2 protein-coding genes are annotated in these 3,517 nt (G+C 56.0%); both read left to right on the plus strand.

Features of this window, described 5'->3' with window-relative positions; translation table 11 throughout:
• Nucleotides 1–1,891 (plus strand): bifunctional GTP diphosphokinase/guanosine-3',5'-bis pyrophosphate 3'-pyrophosphohydrolase (gene spoT, locus BG74_RS06800; protein ID WP_244267399.1); only part of this gene is annotated, 1,891 nt, incomplete at its 5' end.
• A gap of 255 nt (nt 1,892–2,146) precedes the next feature.
• Nucleotides 2,147–3,517, plus strand: a 1,371-nt coding sequence (locus BG74_RS06805; protein WP_244267400.1) for an ATP-dependent DNA helicase RecG, incomplete at its 3' end; no start/stop codon positions are given.

Below are 3,517 nucleotides of genomic sequence, written 5' to 3' on the forward strand. Positions count from 1 at the left end.
CGTTATCGAAGATACCACAGCCACCTACCAGGACATGGAACAACTGTTCGGCAAAAGCGTCGCCGAGCTGGTGGAGGGTGTATCGAAGTTGGATAAGTTGAAATTCCGCGATAAGAAAGAAGCTCAGGCGGAAAACTTCCGTAAAATGATCATGGCGATGGTGCAAGATATCCGAGTAGTACTGATAAAGCTTGCCGACCGCACCCATAATATGCGCACCCTCGGCGCCTTGCGGCCGGAAAAACGGCGTCGCATCGCGCGCGAAACGCTGGAAATTTATAGCCCGCTGGCCCACCGGCTGGGTATCCATCACCTGAAAACCGAGCTTGAAGAGCTGGGGTTAGAGGCGCTGTATCCCAACCGCTACCGGGTTATCAAGGAAGTAGTTAAAGCAGCGTGCGGTAACCGCAAGGAGATGATCCGGAAAATCCTCGCCGAGATAGAGGGTCGCTTAACCGAAGCAGGCATTCCTTGTCGCGTCAGCGGACGGGAAAAACATCTCTACTCTATCTATTGCAAGATGCACCTGAAAGAGCAACGTTTTCATTCCATCATGGATATCTACGCTTTTCGGGTGATCGTCAGCGACGTAGATACCTGTTACCTGGTGCTGGGGCAGATGCATAGCCTGTATAAACCGCGCCCCGGGCGGGTGAAAGATTATATAGCCATCCCCAAAGCCAACGGCTACCAATCGCTGCATACCTCGATGATAGGTCCCCACGGCGTGCCGGTGGAGGTGCAGATTCGCACAGAGGACATGGATCAGATGGCGGAGATGGGAGTTGCGGCGCATTGGGCGTATAAAGAGCAGGGCGAAACGGGTACTACGGCGCAAATCCGCGCGCAGCGCTGGATGCAAAGCCTCCTTGAGCTACAGCAAAGCTCTGGCAGCTCCTTTGAATTCATTGAAAGCGTTAAATCCGACCTTTTTCCCGACGAAATCTATGTGTTTACCCCGGAAGGGCGCATCGTCGAATTGCCGGCGGGCGCTACGCCGGTGGATTTCGCCTATGCTGTGCATACCGATATTGGCCACGCCTGCGTGGGCGCGCGGGTGGACAGGCAGCCCTATCCGCTGTCGCAATCGCTCACCAGCGGCCAGACCGTGGAAATCATTACCGCTCCCGGCGCGCGACCCAACGCCGCTTGGCTGAATTTCGTTGTAAGTTCCAAGGCGCGGGCCAAAATTCGCCAAATGCTGAAAAACCTAAAGCGTGATGACTCCGTTAGCCTCGGTCGTCGCCTGCTTAACCACGCATTGGGTGGCAGCCGCAAACTTGTTGAAATGCCGCCGGAAAATATTCAGCGCGAACTGGACAGGATGAAACTGACAACGCTTGAAGATCTGCTAGCGGAAATCGGTCTCGGTAACGCCATGAGTGTGGTCATAGCCAAAAATCTGCAGGGGAATCAGTCTAACCTGACGCCCCCCCCCGTCGGCCAGCGTACGCTTCCAATTAAAGGCGCCGACGGCGTGCTCATCACCTTCGCCAAATGCTGCCGGCCTATTCCGGGCGATCCTATTATCGCCCACGTCAGCCTAGGCAAAGGGTTGGTGGTGCACCACGCGTCTTGCCGCAATATCCGGAGCTATCAGAAAGAGCCGGAGAAATTTATGCCATTGAAGTGGGGGATAGTGAGCGAACAGGAATTTATAGCCGAAATCAAGGTAGACATGTTCAACCATCATGGCGCGTTAGCCAATTTAACCGCGTCGATTAACGCCGCCAATTCCAATATCCAGAGCCTCAACACCGAAGAGAAAGACGGCCGGGTATATAGCGCATTTATTCGCCTGACGACCCGCGATCGCATCCATCTGGCGAATATCATGCGTAAAATCCGCATCATGCCGGATGTCATCCGGGTGAACCGCAACCGCAATTAAGCCATGATGCAAGAACTTTTTGCCCGGCGAGGGGACATGCCGTCGGCCCAACAGCCCGACGGCCGGTTCTGACGCCGCTTCTCTTATGCTGCGAGGCGAATTTCCACCCCCTTGATTATTGCTGTCAGACCTGTATTCTTATGGAGTGGGGTCGTCGCGCGCAAACGCTCCCCCAGTAGGACAGCAGCCCCAGCGGCGAGAAGACCTCTCCCTTAGAAAGGTGGTCCTGATGACAAGCTACGGAGAGCTGGTATGATCGAAGGCCGCCTGTTAAATGCCATTCCCCTGAATATGCTATCAGGGGTCGGCCCAGGTCTAGTCAGAAAGTTTGCCCGACTCGGGCTGGAGAGTCTGCAGGATCTGCTACTGCATCTGCCAGCCCGCTATGAGGACCGCACTAAACTTTATCCTATCGGTGAGGCGCTGCCGGGGATGACGGTAATCGTGCAGGGCGAAATCCTGAATAGCGATATCAGTTTTGGCCGCAAACGCATGCTCACCTGTCGCCTGAAAGACGACAGCGGCGTCTTGACAATGCGGTTTTTTCATTTCAACGCGGCGATGAAAAATAGTCTCTCTCCCGGCCAGAGGGTGGCTGCCTATGGCGAAATCCGCCGCGGCCAACTCGGCGGAGAGATGATTCATCCAGAATATCATGTCATCAGAGAGCGAAGCCAGGTCACGCTTGCCGCTGCGTTAACGCCAGTATATCCTACTACCGAAGGTGTTCGACAGACTACGCTGCGCCGCGCGATCGATCAGGCCCTGAAACTGCTCGACATCACTCCGGTACCAGAGCTGCTGCCGCCGGAGCTAAGCAGCGGGTTAATGAGCGTGGCTGATGCATTACAGATGCTCCACCACCCGCCACCGGAAATATCCCTTGACGATTTATCGCTGGGCCGTCACCCGGCGCAGCGCCGGCTGATTATCGAAGAACTTTTGGCCCACAACCTTAGCATGCTGGCGGTCAGAGTCTGGGTACGAAAAGACCGAGCGTTTCCGGTGTGCGCCGATAACCTTCTGTCCCAGCGCTTTCTCGCTGGGCTGCCATTCTCCCCCACAGGCGCCCAACGGCGCGTACTAGCAGAAATTACACAGGATCTAGCGCGAGATGTCCCGATGATGCGGTTGGTACAGGGGGATGTTGGATCCGGCAAAACGCTGGTGGCAGCGCTAGCGGCTCTGTGTACCATTAGCAATGGCCGCCAGGTAGCGATGATGGCGCCTACCGAGCTGCTGGCCGAACAGCACGTGCAAAATTTCCGTGACTGGTTCATGCCGCTTGGAATCGAGGTCGGCAGGCTGACGAGCAAGCAGAAAGGGAAAGAGCGTCAGACACAGCAGGAGGCTATTAGCGATGGCAGGGTGTCGATGGTCGTGGGCACTCACGCTATATTCCAGGAGCAGGTGCGCTTTGCCGGGCTGGCGCTGGTTATTATCGATGAGCAACATCGTTTCGGCGTTCATCAGCGGCAGGCGCTTTGGGAGAAAGGTGTAGCGCAGGACTTCCATCCGCATCAGTTGATTATGACCGCCACCCCCATTCCCCGGACGCTGGCGATGACCATCTACGCCGACCTGGATACCTCGATCATAGATGAGCTGCCGCCGGGTAGAACGCCG

Origin of the sequence: Sodalis-like endosymbiont of Proechinophthirus fluctus, from assembly GCF_001602625.1 — a bacterium.
Taxonomy (GTDB): domain Bacteria; phylum Pseudomonadota; class Gammaproteobacteria; order Enterobacterales; family Enterobacteriaceae.